This is a genomic window from Sphingomonas sp. ID0503, assembly GCF_048565625.1.
GTDB lineage: Bacteria > Pseudomonadota > Alphaproteobacteria > Sphingomonadales > Sphingomonadaceae > JBLZUR01.
On the sequence record NZ_JBLZUR010000002.1, the window covers coordinates 470,972 to 488,620 of the forward strand.

A 17,649-nucleotide genomic window follows, 5' to 3' on the forward strand; every position below is an offset into this window, starting at 1 on the left:
ATTGTTCTTGATATGTTCGCAAGTATCCAGTACAAAAAGCTACCTAAGGTAGCAGGTGCATATGGCGAACAAAGTTGGTTTGACGGACGCTCGGATTGCAGGCTTGAAGGCTCCTGTCACCGGGCAAATTGAGCTTGCTGACCGCATCGTGACCGGGCTCCGGCTTCGAATGGGTGCGAGCGGCATCAAGACGTACATCTTGCGTAAGCGCGTTCAAGGCAAATGGTTGAACGTCACGATCGGGCGACATAGCCCGAGCTTCACGCTTGCCAATGCTCGGCGTAAGGCACGGGATCTCCTGGTCGATGTTGAGCAGGGCAAGAACATCGCCAGAAAGCCAGGCGCGAAGAGGAAGGGATCGAAGGGCGTCGGGACGGTCGCTGAGCTCTACGAGATTTATCTGTCTCAGCAGATCGAGGGCAAAAAGCGGAGCGCGAAGGAGTTCGACCGGGTTTTCCGGAAGTACATCGAACCCGAGCTGGGTGACCGTCTCGCGGATTCCATCACTCGAAGCGACGTGAGCCGCTTTGTCGAGAAGATTGCATTCGAGCGGGGCAAGGAAACCCTGACGATGGCGCGCATCGTGTATCGCCATCTTTCGACTTTCTACACTTGGGCACTCACCAGACTCGAGCATTTGCCAGCCAATCCTTGCCGGGACGCATGGCGTCCGAAGCGAAGTGAGCCTCGCGACCGCGTACTCAGCGATCGAGAGCTCGCGGCCCTGTGGCAAGCCGCTGTCGAGGATGGCTATCCGTTTGGTCATCTTGTGCAAATGCTTGTTCTCACAGCCCAGCGCCGGGGAGAGGTGCTCGACGCCACTTGCGACGAGTTCGATTTCAAGGCGAAGGTTTGGACCGTCCCGGGAGACAGAGCGAAAAACGGCAAGGCGAATGTGGTGCCGCTGTCGGCGCAGGCCCTTGCAGTGGTCACCGACATCTTTGCGGCCGCGGGGATCGCCCCTGACGACGCGCACAAGCAATCCCAAATTCTGTTGGCATCCAAGGTCACCAACACGAACAGTGTTAGCGGACTGTCAAAGGCCTGGAAGCGGATTAGGGCAAGCGTGGACGAGAAGCTCGGCTATGAGGCCGGTCATTTCACCATGCACGATATTCGCCGGACGGTGGCAACTGGCCTTCAGCGTCTCGGGATCCCTCTGGTGGTTTCGGAAGCCGTCCTTAATCACCAGTCTGGATCAGCTATGGCTGGTGTGGCGGGAGTTTACCATCGGCACCAGTACACCAACGAAAAGCGCGAGGCGCTTGCGCTATGGGGCAGGGAGGTTTTGCAGATCGCCGCCAAATACCCTCCGCAACAGGATCAGGATGGCTGACCTGTCACTCACGGAAACAGCACCTTCTCCAGCGCTTCGGCCAGTTCGCGCCGCTTGCCGACGGAGAGGCTGTCGAGGTTGCGCTGTTTCCACAGGACCGCGGGCAGGTTCTGCGCTTCGGCGATGCCCAGCAGATCCCAGTCAGGCTCTCCCCGTTTGAAGCTGCGAAGAAAGCGTCTGTGCTCCTCCGGCATGTCGACGACCATCGCGACGATGATCGCCTCTCGCGCGGCTTCAAGCTCGGCAAGCTCGACCGGCTCCTGCGTCATTCCGGCAAAGCCACGCGTGAACTCATCGTACAGCGGCTTGCGCGCCGGGGCGAGGATTTCCGCCATCGGGCGGTTGTGGCTGGCGAGGTAGACAAGGAAGGCGCGGCGCAGCGCGTCCGTGACACGTTCGTTGGCCAGGAGCTCGCGCACATCGAAAAGATCGCGGGGATGCTGGCGGTCGAGCGCCGCCACGATCTTGCCCGCGTAGAGGTCGGCGAAGGACACGACCTGAATCTCGGCGAAGCCGAAGGCATCTTCGACGGCGGGCGTCACGCCGGTGACGACGGGATCATAAACGGTGCCGCGCAGTACGGGGGTCACCTCGATCTTGATTTGCACGTCCCCTGCGCGGACGATCAACTTGGTGACGATGTTCTCGCCGGCCGAGCGTGAGGCATGGACCCGCGCACCGCGTATGCCCTTCTCGATCCGCTTCTCGATGCGCAGCATGGCGGCGTCGGTCGCGGCGAGCGAGGCGGCGCGATCCTCGACCGGCAGATAGGTGAGGTTGATGTCGACCGAGAGGCGTGGCAGGTCGCGCACGAACAGGTTGATCGCTGTGCCGCCCTTGAGGGCAAAGACTCTTTCCTCAGCAACGAACGGGAGAACGCGGATGAGAAGGGCGACCTGTTGCCGGTAGTTGTCGAGAAAAGCCATGGCGATCAGTGCGCCTCGAGATCGGCGGGAACGGTGATCTGGTAGCGCGGGTTCAGCCTGCCGTCTTTGACGAGGACGCGCTTGCCCGCGCCAAGATCGAGGCGCGAGGTATCGAGACGCGAGCGCCACGCATGGCGGTGGCGGTCGGCGAAGAACAGGAAGAGCCGCTTCACCTTGACGCTGGTGCAGGATTCAAGAAGTGTTTGAAGGCGGCGCGGGCTCAAGTCGCTCATGCCTTCCATCAGGGCATCGACCTGATGGAAACTCTCGTGCCCGGGGAGTTCGTCGAGCATTTCGAGAACCGCACGCTCCTTGCTGGAATAGCGTAGAGGCAAGGTCTGGCCAGCGGCGCCCGCCATGACAGGGCTGGGCTCGGGCGGCGCATCGGCATCGCCGGGAAACAGCCGTAGGCTGTTGTGCCAGTGGAAAACGACATCGAGCGGCAAGCTGGCAAGCCAGGTTGGCGGGCGCTTCGGCCCGTAGAGGTGAACTTCGCGCATCGAAGCCGACAGGTAATGGGCATAGCCCTGCTGTTCGAGCGCGGTGCGCCCGCCCACGGTCAGGGGCAGGTCGAGAACGGACTGGAGCGAGACAATGGTCTGCTGCCATGTCAGCGGGGTGCGCGCGCGGCGATAGACGCGCCGCGCGGGACTGGTGAGCCAACCGGCGCGAACATACTGGCTGCGCAGGGATGATGAATAGCCGTGGGCTTCCATCCATGCCGCATCGGCAAGGAGTCCCTCGGGGAGTTCCTGCTGGAGGCGGTTTAACTTATGATCGGAACGCATAGCCATCCTTAGCATTTTGCCGGATTCATAAACCGATGTCGAGTTTATAAATTCCAGTTTTTGCAAAGCCTAACTTGGCGTTTCGTGCGATCCGTAAACCTATCAACCCTATTCACCGCACATTATGCGGTGAATAGGGTGATATTCGCCGCAAACCGGCCGGAAGGCCGGGGGCACGTCAGCGCCCTCGGCCTCCGCTGGATACAAGCTGAAGGCGGTCGAAGTGTTCGACCGCAAGGTTCCGCTCGTGGCGTTAGCGTGGCACCGTCCGGCTTGATCTGTTGTCATGTTTGACTACACATTGCCGCGATGGCTGACCCAGACAATTCATGCGAGCTGGTGTACGGCTCGGGCAATGTCTTCGCCGATTTCGGCGTGCCCGATGCGGGCTTGCGCCAGCTGCGCGCGATCCTCGCCGCCGAAATCATCAAGGCGCTCGATGCCGAAGGGCTGAGCGTGCGCGAGGCCGGGGAGCGCACCGGCGTGGCGGCGGCGGATTTCTCGCGCATTCGTCAGGTCAGGCTCGACCGCTTCACCATCGACCGGCTGCTGCGGATTCTCGACCGGCTCGATCGGGATGTCCGGGTGGAGATTGCGGTGACGCCGCGCGCATCCGGCTAGGCTGACTCCGTCGCCGCAGGACGTCTGATCCCTTTGCCAGGGCTTCTGGCGGTATGTGCCTTGAACACCCCCGGAAAACCCGGGACGCTTCAGGCTGCCGCTCAACCTGACGAAGGTCGTCAATGGTGACTAAGCGATCGCCATGGCTTCAGCTGAAGCCATGGCCAGCTACGCCAATTATCAAATGCACTTGAACGATCGCTACGCCAATATGGATTTTTGACGGCGAACCTAGAAGGACACCGCCACTAAGGCGGCCTCACTGCGTAGAGGCTCCTTGGGGAACTCGTCCCACGTTTGGCCATCGAGCGTCCGGCCAGTCTTCTTCTTGTTGACGCCACCCCATTGTTTGAAATGGAAGGCCACATCGGCGGACTGGCACTGGTCGCGTATCGATCGCACCCAGCTTGGGTCCATCGGTCTTGCGCCTGGGCCGCTCTCACCCCCCGCGATGACCCAGTCGATGCCCTGGAGGTTCATATTTTCGAGCGGTCCAAGCAGGGGCTCTAAGCTCAGAAACTTGATTGCCCCCTCGGTCCGGCGAAGGTGGTCGATGCGATAAAGATAGTCTGCATTTTCGACGCTGACCCCCATCCAGACATTGTCCGGCCAATCCAACTTGGGAGCGAGCTCTTCAAGCCGCTCCGCGCGCTTTGTCAGAATCTGATAACTGTGCTGCGGCGTTGCTGCCATCGTTTCGAAAACGCGTTGGACAAATTCGAGCGGCACTTCGTCGTGGAACAGGTCTGACATTGAGTTGACGAAGATCATGCGACCTGTCCGCCACGTCGCTGGCAATTTCAGGCTTTCGTCGTCTACACGAACGACGCCGTTCCACTTCGGCCGACGGCCAGACATGCGAGTGGTGCCAGCGTATTTCGGCTGGCCCATGGCTTCGAGCCGTCGCGCCATCCGCATGGCGTAGCAGTTTGTGCAGCCTGGTGAGATCACATCGCAGCCTACAACTGGGTTCCATGTGGCCTCAGTCCACTCGATCGATGAATTCGTTGCCATGTTCAGCCCCCTTCCTTGAACTGGATCTTCACATGGTCGGGGTAAGTGCCTTTACGACGTGTCCCTTTCGTCGAATACGCCGATACCCTGTCTGCAGCCTCCAAAGCACTTAGCGCCTCGCGATAATTCTTTCGGATGTATGGCTTGCCGACGCTGTGCCGCTCATAGATTTCCGTGAGCGAAAGCGTCTGTCCTGCAAAATCTTCCAGCAGCATTTCCTTCAGCTTCGACATCGGTTGGGCAAGAGAAAACAAGAGCGGCATTGAGGCATCAGCCGGGGAATAGGTGAGCGACGGAACGCCTTCGTCTAGCGTTGAGCTTTCCGCAGCCATGATATCCTTCATAATCTCATAGCCCTTGAAGTGCTTTGAGACGAAAATCAGCTTGTGCGAGGTCCGCGTGCCCTCGCTGTTCCGGAATGTGAATGGCAGCACATACTTGCCTCCGAGTGACTGAATTTCGTTGGCTAGCTCTTCCAGGATGGCAGCTTCTCGCAACTCTGGCGTCAAACCGGACAACCTTGCCCTTAGAGCATCCGCACGCTCCTCTCCGAACAGTGCATCCATATGCTTCTTCACGCCGGGATTGTTGATGCCCGCGTTGATCCGATTGTAGTTGAAGAAAAAGACACAGTCGCAGCCCCAGTCTTTAATGACACCTTGGACAATCCGCAACGACAGGCCCTTGTATCCGAAAGGATCGACGAACGAGAACGACGGGACAAGCCGTGTTTCGTTGAAATAGGTGGCGGCATCATCATCAACCTCTCCGCACGTGACGACAGGCTTGTGCTTGAGCTTGTCGATGCCCGGCAGCTTGTCGATTTCTGTCTGAAGTGTTGAGACGTTATCTTTCTTTCCGTCGTTGAAATACGAGGTCAGCATCTGCGACATCTGCGGATGATTGATGGCCGTTTGCAGCACGAGCAGGGGTGTAGAGGCAGCGCCGTCTCTGTAGCGGCCTGGGCCTGCATAGAGATCCATGTACGCGATCTTCTCGCCTCGCTTCGCTACCGTTGGCATGACGACCTGCGCCCAGGTGGAGAAGTACTTGTTCACGATGCGGGCTTTGACCTCAGACTGGTCAGTCCGCTCTTCGAAGAACTTCTGGTTCGTCATGCTTCTACGTTGCCCCACTTGAGATTCTGGATCACATAGAACAAAATACGAACAAGGGCAATTTGATTGTCTTTTGAATGGGGAAAGCCTTTCAGTCCCCCGTAGGGCAGGGCGGGTGGAACGAAGTGAGCGCACCTCATAGGGGCGGCTCGATCACCAGCGGCTCATGCTGGGAGGTTCTCCAACTCGGCGCGAAATATCCGCCGCAGGAGAATCAGGAAGGCTGACTGTCCGCGCCAATCCAGTCGGCGCGTAGGCGATCGATCCCTGCAACGACGCCATCGACGATCACCTTCGAGCCGATGAGATCGGCGGCATCTTCCTCGCTTTCGACAATCCAGACCTCGTCTGTTTTCGTGGTCCGGATCATCCCGCGCCTGCCGCGGCTCAGCATTCCTGACACGGGTATTCGACCGGAACTCACCACTACCCCCCTGTTCAGAAGCGCCAATGACGCAGCACATCGCGCACATAGGCCGGTGTCTCGCCATTGCGTGGGATACCGCCCGCTCGCTCGACGGCGCCAGGGCCTGCATTGTAAGCGGCGAGGGCCAGATGCACTACCCCGAACTTGTCGAGCATCTGACGCAGATACTTCGCCGCGCCGAAGAGGTTCGCTGCGGGATCGAAGCGATTTGGCACGCCAAGGTCGCGCGCGGTCCCCGGCATCAACTGACCCAGGCCAGCGGCACCAGCCTTGCTGATCGCCAGGGGGTTATACCGCGATTCCGTCCATACCAGGGCGTCGAGAAGGCCAATTGGCAGCGAGTATTGAGCCTCCGCTGCATAGACATGGGGAAGGTAGCTTGCCCGTCGAAAGCCCGATGGGCCGGTGCCTTCGGGCTTCGCATAGCGATAGGGGAGGTAGGTCCTGCCCGCTTCGAGAACCGGAGCGCCGGACGAAGCTGCCAGGGACTGTCGCCAGATCCCATGTTCGACCAGTTGGAAACCGTTCGCTCCCTCGGCCACACGGAAGCCGTCAGATCGGATCTCGTGTACAGTGGCCTCAGGGGCAGCCTCCATTTGCGCGTGAGCCGGGACGACGAACGCCCATCCCGTCACCGCCGCTGCGATCGTTGCCCATCTCAGTCTCATTTCCGGATTCCTCTATGGCCGAATCGGGTAAGAACATATATAGAACATTGCATGTAGGAAAATGTATTGTCGGCGACGCAGAGCGGAGGCTGCGCGGGTGGAGGCATGTCACGAAGGAGATGCCCCATGTCCCAAGTTCACGCGTCGCTCGAAGCTCGCGCCAGGAAGATCGTCGAGGCACTGGGCGGTACCTGGTCGCGTTCGCGCGGCATGTGCTGCTGTCCGGCCCATGCGGATCGCACCCCCTCGCTCAGCATCACGCTCGGTAAGCGTGCGATCCTTGTTCACTGCTTCGCCGGTTGCGCCAACGAGGCGGTCATCGCGGGCATGGCCAAGCTGGGCGTGCGAATCTCGGACCTGTTCGACGGTCCAGCCGGCGAACACGCATCGGAGCCACGCAAGGAAGTTGCGAACCGCAACGCCCTGAGACTCTGGCGCGAGGCCTCGATCCTCGCGGGGAGCCCGGCCGCCCGCTACCTTTCGGCAAGAGGGATCACGATCGCATCATCCGACCTGCGCTTCCATCCGCGTATGCCGCTGGGGCCAAAAGGCGCGGTGCGGTTTTTGCCGGCTCTGGTGGCAGCGGTTCGCAACGATGCGGGCATATTGGCTCTGCACCGAACCTTCCTCGATACCGATAGGCACAGTCTCGCCGCATTCGCGCAGCCCAAGCGCGCGCTAGGCAGCCCCGGCTCGGGTGCCGTGCGCCTGGCTTACCCGCACGGTGGCCGCCTCGGCCTTGCCGAGGGGAACGAGTCCGCGCTCTCGGCGATGCAGCTGTTCGGTATTCCCTGCTGGGCCACGCTTGGCAATGAGCGGTTCGGCCTGGTCACGATCCCGGAATCGGTGCGCGAGTTGCATCTGTTCGTCGACAACGACGCCGGCGGTCGCCACGCCGAGGAGCGCGCCAGCGAAGCCTATGCTTGCGAAGGCCGGCGGATTGTCACCCGGCGGCCCGAACGACCTGATGAGGACTGGAACGACGTGCTGATGCGCCGGGTCCGAGCGGCCGCTTGAGTTTCTGAGAGAGGAAAGAGGGCTTGGGGCCTGTTGAGGCCTCCGGACGGACCCCCGAACGGACATGGCCTCGTCAGGAGGTTTTCCATGTCCCATGCTTCTCCCGCTTTCGCGTTTTCCGAAGCCGAAGAACCGCTGGCGCTCGCCGCGGCCAGAGCGCTTGCCGCCCGGCTCGGCGCCGATGAGCCGATCTCACGCCCTGCGCTGAACGCCGTGATGGCCGACTGTTTCGGCGGCAGTGATGCCGAGGGGCGCTGGTCGGTGCGCGATGCCAATGCCGCGCTCGAACTGGCGCAGGTGCTGTTCGTGGCGGAAGCAGCCGAGCTCACCTGCGCAATGTCGCCCGATCTTGCCGATCGGGTTTTCACGCGCCTCGAAGCGCTGGTGCCGACCCAGACCAACCGCAGCGACGAGCAGATCGAGTGGCAGCAGTTTGCAACGCCGCCGCGTCTCGCCTGGCTCGCTGCCCGGGCCTGCGCGATTTCTGCCGGAGAACTGGTGCTCGAACCCTCGGCGGGCATGGGGATGCTTGGCGTCTGGGCGGCAAAGGCCGGCGGGCGTCTCGCGCTCAACGAGATCTCGCCGCTGCGCCGCGAATGCCTCAGCCTGTTGTTTCCAGATGCGGCCGTGACGGGGTGCGATGGCGAACTGATCGACGAACTGCTCGCGCCCGACGTGGGTCCGAGCGTGGTGCTGATGAACCCGCCCTATTCGCACGGGATCGAGCGCGGTCACGATGGGCGCACCGGGGCGCGGCATTTGCGCTCAGCCTGGAAGCGGCTGCTCCCCGGAGGTCGCCTCGTTGCGGTCATGCCCGAATGGTTCGACTTGCCGCGCTTCGTTGCCGGGATCGCCGGTCCGGTGGCGCTCCGGCTCAACGCCGCGATCGAGCGAGGCTTCGTCAAGCAGGGCACCTCGATCACCACCCGGCTGCTGGTGCTCGACAAGGCCGATGGTGGCGACAGTCCGATCATCGCCAAGCCTGTGAACTTTGCGGAACTTTGCTTTCTGCTCGATATGTTGCCAACTCGGGCGGAGCGGACGGCCGAACCGATCATCGCAGCGAGACCGGCCTTGCCGCTGCGCCTCGCCGCTTCAGCGAGGAAGCCGGTTCCGCTTGCGGTTCGGCCCGTCGTGGCCGCGCCATCGATCCTGCCGCTCGTCTACCAGCCGCTCGACGCGCCCGCGCCGATCGCCGAGCAGGTCGGGCACTATCTCCCCTACCGGCCGAGCCGGATCGCGATTGAAGGCGCGCATCCGCACCCGACCCCGCTTGTCGAATCCGTCGCCATGGGATCGATCACCGCACCGGTGCCCGAGGCAGTGCCGCAACTCCCTTCCGACCTCATCGCCAAAGGCATCCTCTCGGCCGCCCAGGCCGAGACCCTGATCTATGCCGCGAGCGCTCATGCCCGTGATCTCTCCGGACGCTTCGAGCCCGAGGACAAGGGCTGTACCTTGAAAGCGAGCGCCGAAGGCAAAGCCTACCGCATGGGCTACTTTCTGGGCGACGGGACCGGGGCTGGGAAAGGCCGTCAGGTCGCCTCGGTCATCCTAGATCGCTGGGTGAGGGGCGAGCGCCGCCACATCTGGATTTCGAAGAACGAAGCCCTGCTCGAAGATGCGCGCCGCGACTGGACGGCGCTCGGTGGTCTGCCGATTGACGTCCAGCCGCTCGGGCAATGGAAGCTCGGGGGGGCGGTCGGGATGCGCGAGGGAATCCTGTTCGTCACCTATCCGACGCTGCGATCCGGTCGCAGCGATGCGACCCGGCTCGAGCAGATCCTCGAATGGGCGGGCGACGACTTCGACGGGGTGATCGTCTTCGACGAGGCTCACGCCATGGCCAACGCCGCGGGCGGCGAGGGATCGCGCGGCAAGGTCAAGGGCTCTGAGCAGGGGATCGCCGGGGTGCGCCTCCAGAACCTGCTGCCGCGCGCCCGCGTGCTCTACGCTTCGGCAACCGGTGCCTCGGACGTCAACAACCTCGCCTATGCGACCCGGCTTGGCCTGTGGGGACCGGAAACCGCCTTTGCCAACCGCGAGACATTTGTGGCCGACATCCGCGATGGAGGGATCGCGGCGATGGAGCTGGTCGCGCGCGATTTGAAGTCCCTCGGACTCTACACCGCGCGGGCACTATCGTTCGCCGGGGTCGAATACGAGATCCTCGAGCATTGCCTCACCGCCGATCAGATCGCGGTCTACGATGCCTATGCGCAAGGCTGGGCCATCATCCATGCCAACCTGCGCGATGCCCTCGAAGAAACCCGGATTATCGATGCCGACAGCGGCGACACGCTGAACTCGGGGGCCAAGGCAGCTGCGCTTTCGGTGTTCGAAGGAACCAAGCAGCGCTTCTTCGCGCAGTTGCTGCTCTCGATGAAGTTGCCGAGCCTGCTTCCAGCGATCGACAGCGCGCTCGCCGAGGGCAACGCCGTGGTAGTGCAGCTCGTCTCGACCGCCGAGGCGATGCTCGATCGTCGGCTTGCCGATCTTTCCGATGCCGAACGCGAAGCGCTCGAGATCGATCTCAGCCCCCGCGAATATGTGATCGACTACCTCACCAAAAGCTTCCCGGTGCGGCTGATGGCTGTTTTCACCGACGAGAACGGCAATCCGCGTTCCGAGCCGATGAACGACGAGAACGGTGCACCGGTGCTGTGCCGCTCGGCGCTCGCCGCGCGCGACCGGATGATCGAGCAGCTCTGCGCCTTGCCGCCGATCGCTACCGCGCTCGACGCGATCATCGAGCGGTTCGGGGTCGACCAGGTCGCCGAGGTTACCGGGCGTACCCGCCGCCTGATCGTCGGGCGCGACGGGCGTCAGCAACTCCAGTCACGCAGCCCCCGCGCCAATGTCGCCGAGACCCAAGCGTTCATGGACGGAATCAAGCAGGTCCTGGTCTTCTCCGATGCCGGCGGCACCGGACGCAGCTACCACGCCGACCTCGCCGCGAAGAACCAGGCTCGGCGGGTTCATTTCCTGCTCGAGCCGGGCTGGCGGGCCGATGCCGCGATCCAGGGGCTCGGCCGGACCAACCGCACCAATCAGGCCTCGGCGCCGCTGTTCCGTCCCGTCACCACCGATGTGCGGGGCGAACGCCGGTTTATCTCGACCATCGCCCGGCGGCTCGACAGCCTCGGTGCGCTCACCCGCGGCCAACGCCAGACCGGTGGACAGAACCTGTTCGATCCCGCCGACAATCTCGAAAGCGCCTATGCCAAGGAAGCGCTCCACCGCTGGTTCGGCCTGCTGTTCATCGGCAAGCTCGAAGCCGTGACCCTCGCGCGGTTCGAGGAACTGACCGGACTCAGGATCGAAGGCTCCGACGGCTCGATGGTCGATGATCTCCCTTCGATCCAGCGCTGGCTCAACCGCATCCTCGCGCTACCGATCGGCTTGCAGAATGGCATTTTCGATGAGTTCCTCGGCCTCGTCGAAGCACGGATCGATGCCGCGCGGCAGGCGGGTACGCTCGATCTCGGGGTCGAGACCATCGCAGTCGAGCATTTCGATATGCTCTCCGACACGCTGTTGCGCACCGATGCGCTTTCGGGTGCGACGACGCACCTCCTCGAACTTGAGATCGCCCGCGCGCTGAAGCCGTTGCGCCTTGAACGGCTTGAGGAGCTTTACGGCTTTTCGGGCGAGCGCCAGCAGTTTCTGCGCAATGCCCGTTCAGGCCGGATCGGGCTGCTTGTCCCGGCGCGCAGCCTGCTCGCTGATGACGGAACCCGGGTTGCCCGCTTCGAACTGGTCCGGCCCTTGAAACATGGCCATCTCACCGCCGAGCAGCTTGAGGAGAGCAACTGGGAGCCGGTCGATCCCGCCGAGTTCCACCGCCTCTGGCAGGTCGAGGTCGACGAGGCGGCCGCGAGCCACAAGCGCGAACGCCTGCATCTCGCGACCGGCCTGCTGCTGCCGGTGTGGGACAAGCTCCCGTCCGATTATGTTCGGGTGAGCCGGATTTCGGCGCGCGACGGGCGCTCGCTGCTCGGCCGCGAGGTGCCGCTCCACTGCGTTCCCGAACTCTGCCAGGCGCTTGGTCTTGAGAACGAACACGCGTTCTCGGCCGAGCAGATCGTCGATACCGTGCTCGCGGCAGGACGGCCGATGCAGGTCAAGGGCCGCGAGGCGCTCACGCTCAAGCGCAGCCTGGTCAACGGGGCGCAGCGACTCGAGCTCGCCGGTTGGTCTGCGGCGCGGCTCGACTGGTACAAGGCGCAAGGGTGCTTTACCGAGATCATCCGCTATCAGACGCGGTTGTTCGTGCCGACGGCAAGTGCCGCTGTGGTTCTGGCTCGGCTTGCCGGGCGAACGAAGCAAGTATTGCCAAATGGCAGCATATATGCCATATAGTGCCATATGGAGATTTGATATGTTGGCTTTGCAACCCGTTGATACCGTGCCCCAGGCGTTCCGGCCCGATCCTGTCACCCAGGAGGAGGCGGCCGCGATGTTCCGCGCGGTACTGAACCTGTTCGGAAAATGGGACCTCACCGATGAGCAAGCCGCGACTTTGCTCGATATGCCGGTGCGTTCCTATCGGCGCTGGAAGGCCGAAGGGCCGGGCCGAGTCTCACGCGACGGCGCGGCGCGGCTCTCGAACCTGATGGGGATTCACAAAGCGCTGCGGATCATCTTTTCCGAAGCCCAGCGAGGCTTCGCTTGGATCAAGGCCGACAATGCGGCCTTCGCCGGATCGAGCGCGCTCGACGTCATGCTTGGCGGTGAACTTACCGACATCATGCGTGTGCGCCGCTATCTCGATGCGACACGCGGTGGCTGGTGACCGACGCCGATATTCCCGTCAGCCATGTTGAGTGGAAGGGCGCGGTCAGAATCATCCGCAGCGCCTTTCCGCCGATCGACGTGTTCGAGGATCTCGCCGACCCCGCCGACTGGCCCCTGCTGATTTCGGCCGAGCAGAAGACCAATCCCCGGATCATGGCGACGATCGGCAATCTCGATCTTGTGCCGGTCGAACGCCGGGTTGGTGGAAACGGCGCATCCTATCTGATGGCGCCGTTTACCCATGTCAGCACGGACCGGCCAAGCCGCTTCACCGATGGCAGCTACGGCGTCCTTTATGTGGGACGGGTCTTCGAGACGGCGCTGTTCGAAACGATCCATCACCATGCCCGATTCATGGCCCGGACGGCTGAAGCGCCCGGTTGGACTTCGCAGTTTCGCGAGATCGTCCTGTCGGTGGGCGCCGATCTTCACGATCTCAGGGGTGGCGATGCCACTGACCATCCTGCCCTCGATTCCGATAGCTACACGGGCTCGCAAGGCATCGCGATCACGCTCAAGGCTGCCGGTTCCAATGGCGTAGTCTATCCGAGCATTCGGCATCCTGGCGGTGAATGCGCCGGGTTATTCTACCCCGATTGCGCTTCCGAGCCCATCCAGGGACGCCACCTTGACTACCATTGGGACGGCACCCGCGTCGATCTGGTGCGAGACGCAGGAACCGGGACGGTTTTTCGGGTGGTGAGTCTGGCCGGATGAATCAAATGAGCCGACAAACTATAGCGGCTATACTCGTTAGCGTTGCTACAGCTAATGTGAGCGAGAGGGACAGGGGCATTTTGTCGCGCCAGAACGTAAATTGCTTCTGCTCGTCAATCCATTCAATCTGGTGCTGCCAGAAGAACTTGTAGTGGGCATACCAGTCGCTGAAGAGGATTTGTTTGGACTGGTTGGAGCCGAACACCTCCGATTGGAGGTCGTCTAGGCGCTCGCGGTAGACCGCAAGGTCATCGTCCTCACCCGTCGCCTGCACGTCGCGGTAGAGGTCGCGCAGCCGATAGAACAGGGCCGTGAGCCGCTCCCCCTCCTCGCAATAGGCAACCTTGTTGTGATCGTAGTGCGTGACGTAGAGGCTCGCGATCCCGAGTACGACAAGGGTCGCGGCAATCCACTTGCTATTCAGTGGTTCGTAGATGAGCGCGAAGACGCCCACGGCGAGCGAGAGGAAGCCGATGAGGCCGGGAGCCTTCTGCACAACGTCGTGCGTGGCAAAATTCTTCTTCGCCCCGAAACCGACGTTGTAGCCGGTCTCAGCAATGCTCCTGAGCAGCCCCTCCCTATTCATCCTCGTCCTCTTGATTCGCGCTGATAGGGACGTGGATGCGGTCGGTCGCCACGACTACATCGTTAATGAGGGCATAGCACTCAACAACGTGGTCGCCCTTGAATTTCGTATGCTCCACGTTCCTCTTGTATCCCTCGTCGGCGACTATCTGGCCCCGGATGCAGTCACGGTTGATAGCCTCCTGCCCCCGATTGAGCACTTTCCAGAACAGACCGTAGGAGCCGGGGATGTCCGTCTCGACTACGGAGAAGGTGAGCTTCTTACGCGGCATTAACAGGGTGCGATTGCTCAGCATCTCCCGCAGGGAAGCGGGGCGAAATCCGTTCTGTTCGACCTGGCAGTCGATACGGATGTTGTTACGAATGTCGATGGTGGCGAATACATCCTCGGGGAACTCCTCCGTCATGCGGACAGCATGGCCCGCGCGGTCGGTCAGCGCCGCCTTCTCCACCTTCTCGGCAGCGGGGAACAGCCGTCCGTATACCGCGCGCCACTTGTCGTTCTGGTTGTCCTTGCCCTCGGCCTCGATTGCCTTAAGGCAAAGCTCGTGGGCCTTCTTCGCCTTGCGCTGGAAATTCTTTTTCACCTTCACCCGCTGGCCGCTCCCCAGCGCAGCAAAGTAGTCCTGCTTGGGCAAGTCCTTGAGATAGGCGAAGAAATCGCGGCTCATCCAGTCATAATAAAGATAGCTCTTGTCGTCATACTCGCTGGTTGATTTTAGGAAGTTGTGCGCAAGGGTGTCGATCAGGAGGCCGCCGATCCCCACTCCGTGCTTGTTCTTCCAAGCCCGCGCCATCTTGCAGAGCCGCCGGAGGTTGTTGTTCTTCTCCGCCACAAATTCCGACATAGCCTGTATCTCGTCACGGGGCTTGGTGATCTTCCAAGACCCGCCGTTGTAGGTGTCGGGATATTTGAAGCTGCCGTCATCCTGCTCGAATACGGGCTGAGCCTCCACGGTAAAATTGGAATAGACGGCCTGAACAACAAGCCGATCCACCCTGACGGTCGTCTTGGGGTAGCGCGCGCGGATGGCGGCGGCGGCGTCGGACAACAGCTTGGACTGGCCGCCGTCTTTGTAGTTATCCCACTCACCCTTCGGCATGATGTAGAGCATGTCGAGGTCCGAGATACCCTTAATGGCGGTGTGTCGCCCATAGGAGCCGACTTGCAGTGTGTTCGCGGTCTTGGATTCAGTGTCGCGGAAATTTTTGTTGAGCGCGCAGGTGATCTCCCCGTACCGATCCGAGATCGTCTGGGCATTATCGACTGCAAGATTGCTGAGAAACTGCTTGAACGTGTCCGCGATACTCAAGCTGACTACCCCCGGTTGAGATCCCCTGAACAACATGTAGATCAAATCGGGAACATTTCAATGGTTCCGCACAAGTCACCCCCAACAAATGTCAAGCGGCCAGCTAAACGGGCGCAGTTCATCGAGTTACGGCATGAAGGCATCTCTAAGCCCGCCTGCAGGCACAAGAGAGGGGAGGGGGCTGGCTTCTGATTGAGCCATTGAGTGTCGATGGTCGACGTCTCGGGCTCACAGTCAGGAGTATGTCCCATGATAAAATCGCTCCCGCTGAACAAGTTGGTTCAGTCACCCCGCAATGTGCGTCGTCACGGTGATCCAGCCGCCGATGCCGAATTAAAGGCGAGCATCGCTGCCCACGGGCTGTTGCAGAATCTCATCGTCCGTCCTGCATCACGCGGCAAGTTCGAGGTCGAAGCCGGCGAGCGACGCCGCCGCGCCATGCTCGCCCTGGCCGATGACAAGATCCTGCCCAAGGATCACGAGGTGACTTGCTTGGTGCTCGAAGACAGCGCCGACACTGCAGTCGAGACCAGCCTCGCCGAAAACTTCCATCGTTTGGCCATGAATCCTGCTGACGAAGCGCAGGCCTTCGCTGCCCTGATCGACGCTGGCACATCGACTGACCAGGTTGCGCGCCGGTTCGGGCTGACTGTCCGCTTCGTCGAGGGCCGCTTGCGTCTCGCGACGCTTGCTCCGGTCGTGTTCGAGGCGCTGGCCTCGGGCGAAATCACACTGGACCTCGCCAAAGCGTTCGGCGCCACGTCTGACCAGGAAATCCAGGCCCGCGTCTTCGAACAGGTCTCCTCGGCCTATTATGCGCCGAGCGCAGACAGCATCCGGCGAATGGTGCTTTCCGGCACGGTCCGGGGCAGCGATCCCCGGGCCCGGCTCGTTGGACGCGACGCCTACATCGCCGGCGGCGGCCGGATCGAGCGCGAATTGTTCGACGATGACGACAGCGAGTCCTGGGTCGATGTCGCGCTTCTCGAGAACCTCGCTGCTGCGGAGATGGAGAAACGAGCGAAGGCGCTCGCAGTCGAACAGGGCCTTGCCTGGGTCAAGCCAACACTCGATCCCTACGCGAGCCACGATCTCGTCGAGGGCCTTGTTCGACTTCCCGCAGAGCCTGCCCCGCTGACGGAAGCAGAACTGGCAAGGCTTGATGAGCTCGATGCCTCTTATGACGAGCATGCGGCCATTCTCGAAGATGAAGACAGCGCCGAGGAAGCTGTCGCTGCGGCCGAGGCGACGATCGAGGCGATCGAGCGCGAATGCCAGGATATCAGAGCAAAGCCGCCGGAACTCGCGCCCGAACTCAAGGCTGAAGCCGGAATGATCCTGGTGCTGTCGCGGGATGGCACGCCGGTGCTCCAGCCGGTCTTCTACGGTGAGCGCGAAGCTCACGTCGATGATGACGACGATGCCGTCGAAGTCGTCCCGGGTGATGGCAGCGAGGGCAAGCGTCGCGCGGCGCTATCGAAGCGCCTGGTCGACGAGCTTGCCATGCAGCGGCGCGACATTCTCGCGCTCCACGTTGCGTCGGATCCCGGACTTGCGCTCGACATCATGGTCTTCACGCTCGCCGATGCCGATACCCACGACTGGCGATCGCGTGCTGCAACGACGCTTCGCGGCAGCGTTCCTGCAGGACCAATTATCGGGTTCGAGGCGAAGGATGCACCGGCCAGTGCGTCACTCGCTGACCTGCGGTCCGGCCTCGATGAGACCTGGCGATCTGGCGAGGACGCCTCGACGCGCTTCGAGATGTTCCGGGCGCTTTCCGATGAAAGCCGTGCAGCCTGGCTCGGCTTTGTCGTCGCGCGCACGCTCGAAGCGAGTCTCAATATGGTGGGCGAACGTCACATCGCGTTCCAGGATCATCTCGGCAGCCTCATCGGCATCGACTTGGCGCAATGGTGGCGGCCGACCGCGGCGAACTACTTCGACCGGGTCTCGAAGCAGGTGATCCTCGATGCGCTCACTGACGTTGGCGGCCTGGAGCTCTCCTCGCGCTTCGCATCGGTCAAGAAGGGGGATCTCGCGATGAGCGCCGAGCGCGTCTTCGCAGGCACATACATCACCGAGGTCGAAGTGCGCGAACGGGCACTTGCCTGGGTGCCCGAAGTCATGCGCTTCGCTGGTCAGTCGGCAAGCGACGCCGGGGACGAACCGCAGGATTCGGACGCGGATTGCGTTGCCAATGACGACCATCAGCCCCCGAGCGAGGTGGCCGCCTGACCTCCTCCTGACAGGTAAGGCCAATCGCCAACGAGAAGCGGTCCTTCGGCTCATGCCGGAGGGCCGCTTCCTTTCTGGGAAGAG

The 17,649-nt window shown here is 62.0% G+C and carries 15 protein-coding genes; 7 read left to right on the forward strand and 8 right to left on the reverse strand.

Going from position 1 to position 17,649, the window contains the following annotated elements; all coding sequences use genetic code 11:
• Window positions 1–61 precede the first annotated feature (61 nt).
• The gene (locus ACM608_RS03295) at window positions 62–1,336 is read left to right on the forward strand and encodes a tyrosine-type recombinase/integrase (protein WP_141459524.1); all 1,275 of its coding nucleotides are present in this window, start codon (window positions 62–64) and stop codon (window positions 1,334–1,336) included.
• A gap of 8 nt (window positions 1,337–1,344) precedes the next feature.
• Here ACM608_RS03295 and ACM608_RS03300 read toward each other — a convergent pair whose 3' ends face one another.
• Window positions 1,345–2,262, reverse strand: coding sequence for a nucleotidyl transferase AbiEii/AbiGii toxin family protein (locus ACM608_RS03300; protein WP_419681859.1), 918 nt, complete (start codon window positions 2,260–2,262; stop codon window positions 1,345–1,347).
• A gap of 5 nt (window positions 2,263–2,267) precedes the next feature.
• A complete protein-coding gene (locus ACM608_RS03305; protein WP_419685076.1) occupies window positions 2,268–3,065 on the reverse strand; it encodes a type IV toxin-antitoxin system AbiEi family antitoxin domain-containing protein in 798 nt (265 codons plus the stop codon).
• A gap of 294 nt (window positions 3,066–3,359) precedes the next feature.
• On the opposite strand from ACM608_RS03305, the gene ACM608_RS03310 reads away from it, so the two are divergent.
• Entirely contained in the window at window positions 3,360–3,671 is a 312-nt protein-coding gene (locus ACM608_RS03310) for a helix-turn-helix domain-containing protein (protein ID WP_141459520.1), read from the forward strand.
• A gap of 231 nt (window positions 3,672–3,902) precedes the next feature.
• On the opposite strand, the gene ACM608_RS03315 is transcribed toward ACM608_RS03310, so the two are convergent.
• The 4 genes from ACM608_RS03315 to ACM608_RS03330 form a co-directional block, all read right to left on the reverse strand.
• Window positions 3,903–4,685 (reverse strand): DUF5131 family protein, encoded by a 783-nt coding sequence (locus ACM608_RS03315; protein ID WP_141459519.1) that lies wholly within the window; start codon window positions 4,683–4,685, stop codon window positions 3,903–3,905.
• Between the two features lie 2 nt (window positions 4,686–4,687).
• Window positions 4,688–5,803: a three-Cys-motif partner protein TcmP gene (locus ACM608_RS03320; protein ID WP_141459517.1), complete on the reverse strand. Its 1,116-nt coding sequence runs from the start codon at window positions 5,801–5,803 to the stop codon at window positions 4,688–4,690.
• Window positions 5,804–6,017: 214 nt separating this feature from the next.
• Window positions 6,018–6,197, reverse strand: a complete 180-nt coding sequence (locus tag ACM608_RS03325; protein WP_298090957.1) for a DUF5818 domain-containing protein — start codon at window positions 6,195–6,197, stop codon at window positions 6,018–6,020.
• Between the two features lie 44 nt (window positions 6,198–6,241).
• Window positions 6,242–6,898, reverse strand: a complete 657-nt coding sequence (locus ACM608_RS03330; RefSeq protein WP_141459515.1) for a lytic transglycosylase domain-containing protein — start codon at window positions 6,896–6,898, stop codon at window positions 6,242–6,244.
• A 126-nt stretch (window positions 6,899–7,024) separates the two neighbouring features.
• Here ACM608_RS03330 and ACM608_RS03335 point away from each other — a divergent pair, with 126 nt between their 5' ends.
• The 4 genes from ACM608_RS03335 to ACM608_RS03350 all read left to right on the forward strand — a co-directional run bounded on the left by ACM608_RS03335 (window position 7,025) and on the right by ACM608_RS03350 (window position 13,429).
• Window positions 7,025–7,915, forward strand: coding sequence for a DUF7146 domain-containing protein (locus tag ACM608_RS03335; protein ID WP_141459513.1), 891 nt, complete (start codon window positions 7,025–7,027; stop codon window positions 7,913–7,915).
• 87 nt (window positions 7,916–8,002) lie between these two features.
• Window positions 8,003–12,277 carry a strawberry notch-like NTP hydrolase domain-containing protein gene (locus ACM608_RS03340; RefSeq protein ID WP_419681862.1) on the forward strand — a complete coding sequence of 1,425 codons (4,275 nt, stop codon included), beginning with the start codon at window positions 8,003–8,005 and terminating at the stop codon, window positions 12,275–12,277.
• Window positions 12,278–12,296: 19 nt separating this feature from the next.
• Window positions 12,297–12,710, forward strand: coding sequence for an MbcA/ParS/Xre antitoxin family protein (locus ACM608_RS03345; RefSeq protein WP_066704270.1), 414 nt, complete (start codon window positions 12,297–12,299; stop codon window positions 12,708–12,710).
• A complete protein-coding gene (locus ACM608_RS03350) occupies window positions 12,707–13,429 on the forward strand; it encodes an RES family NAD+ phosphorylase (RefSeq protein WP_419681864.1) in 723 nt (240 codons plus the stop codon). Before ACM608_RS03345 ends, ACM608_RS03350 begins: the two co-directional genes overlap by 4 nt.
• 1 nt (window position 13,430) lies before the next feature.
• Here ACM608_RS03350 and ACM608_RS03355 read toward each other — a convergent pair whose 3' ends face one another.
• Together ACM608_RS03355 and ACM608_RS03360 are read right to left on the reverse strand one after the other, a co-directional pair.
• Window positions 13,431–14,015 (reverse strand): SLATT domain-containing protein, encoded by a 585-nt coding sequence (locus ACM608_RS03355; RefSeq protein WP_066704264.1) that lies wholly within the window; start codon window positions 14,013–14,015, stop codon window positions 13,431–13,433.
• Entirely contained in the window at window positions 14,008–15,327 is a 1,320-nt protein-coding gene (locus ACM608_RS03360) for an SMODS domain-containing nucleotidyltransferase (protein ID WP_141459507.1), read from the reverse strand. Before ACM608_RS03360 ends, ACM608_RS03355 begins: the two co-directional genes overlap by 8 nt.
• A 249-nt stretch (window positions 15,328–15,576) precedes the next feature.
• Here ACM608_RS03360 and ACM608_RS03365 point away from each other — a divergent pair, with 249 nt between their 5' ends.
• Window positions 15,577–17,565 (forward strand): ParB/RepB/Spo0J family partition protein, encoded by a 1,989-nt coding sequence (locus ACM608_RS03365; RefSeq protein WP_141459505.1) that lies wholly within the window; start codon window positions 15,577–15,579, stop codon window positions 17,563–17,565.
• Window positions 17,566–17,649: the final 84 nt, after the last annotated feature.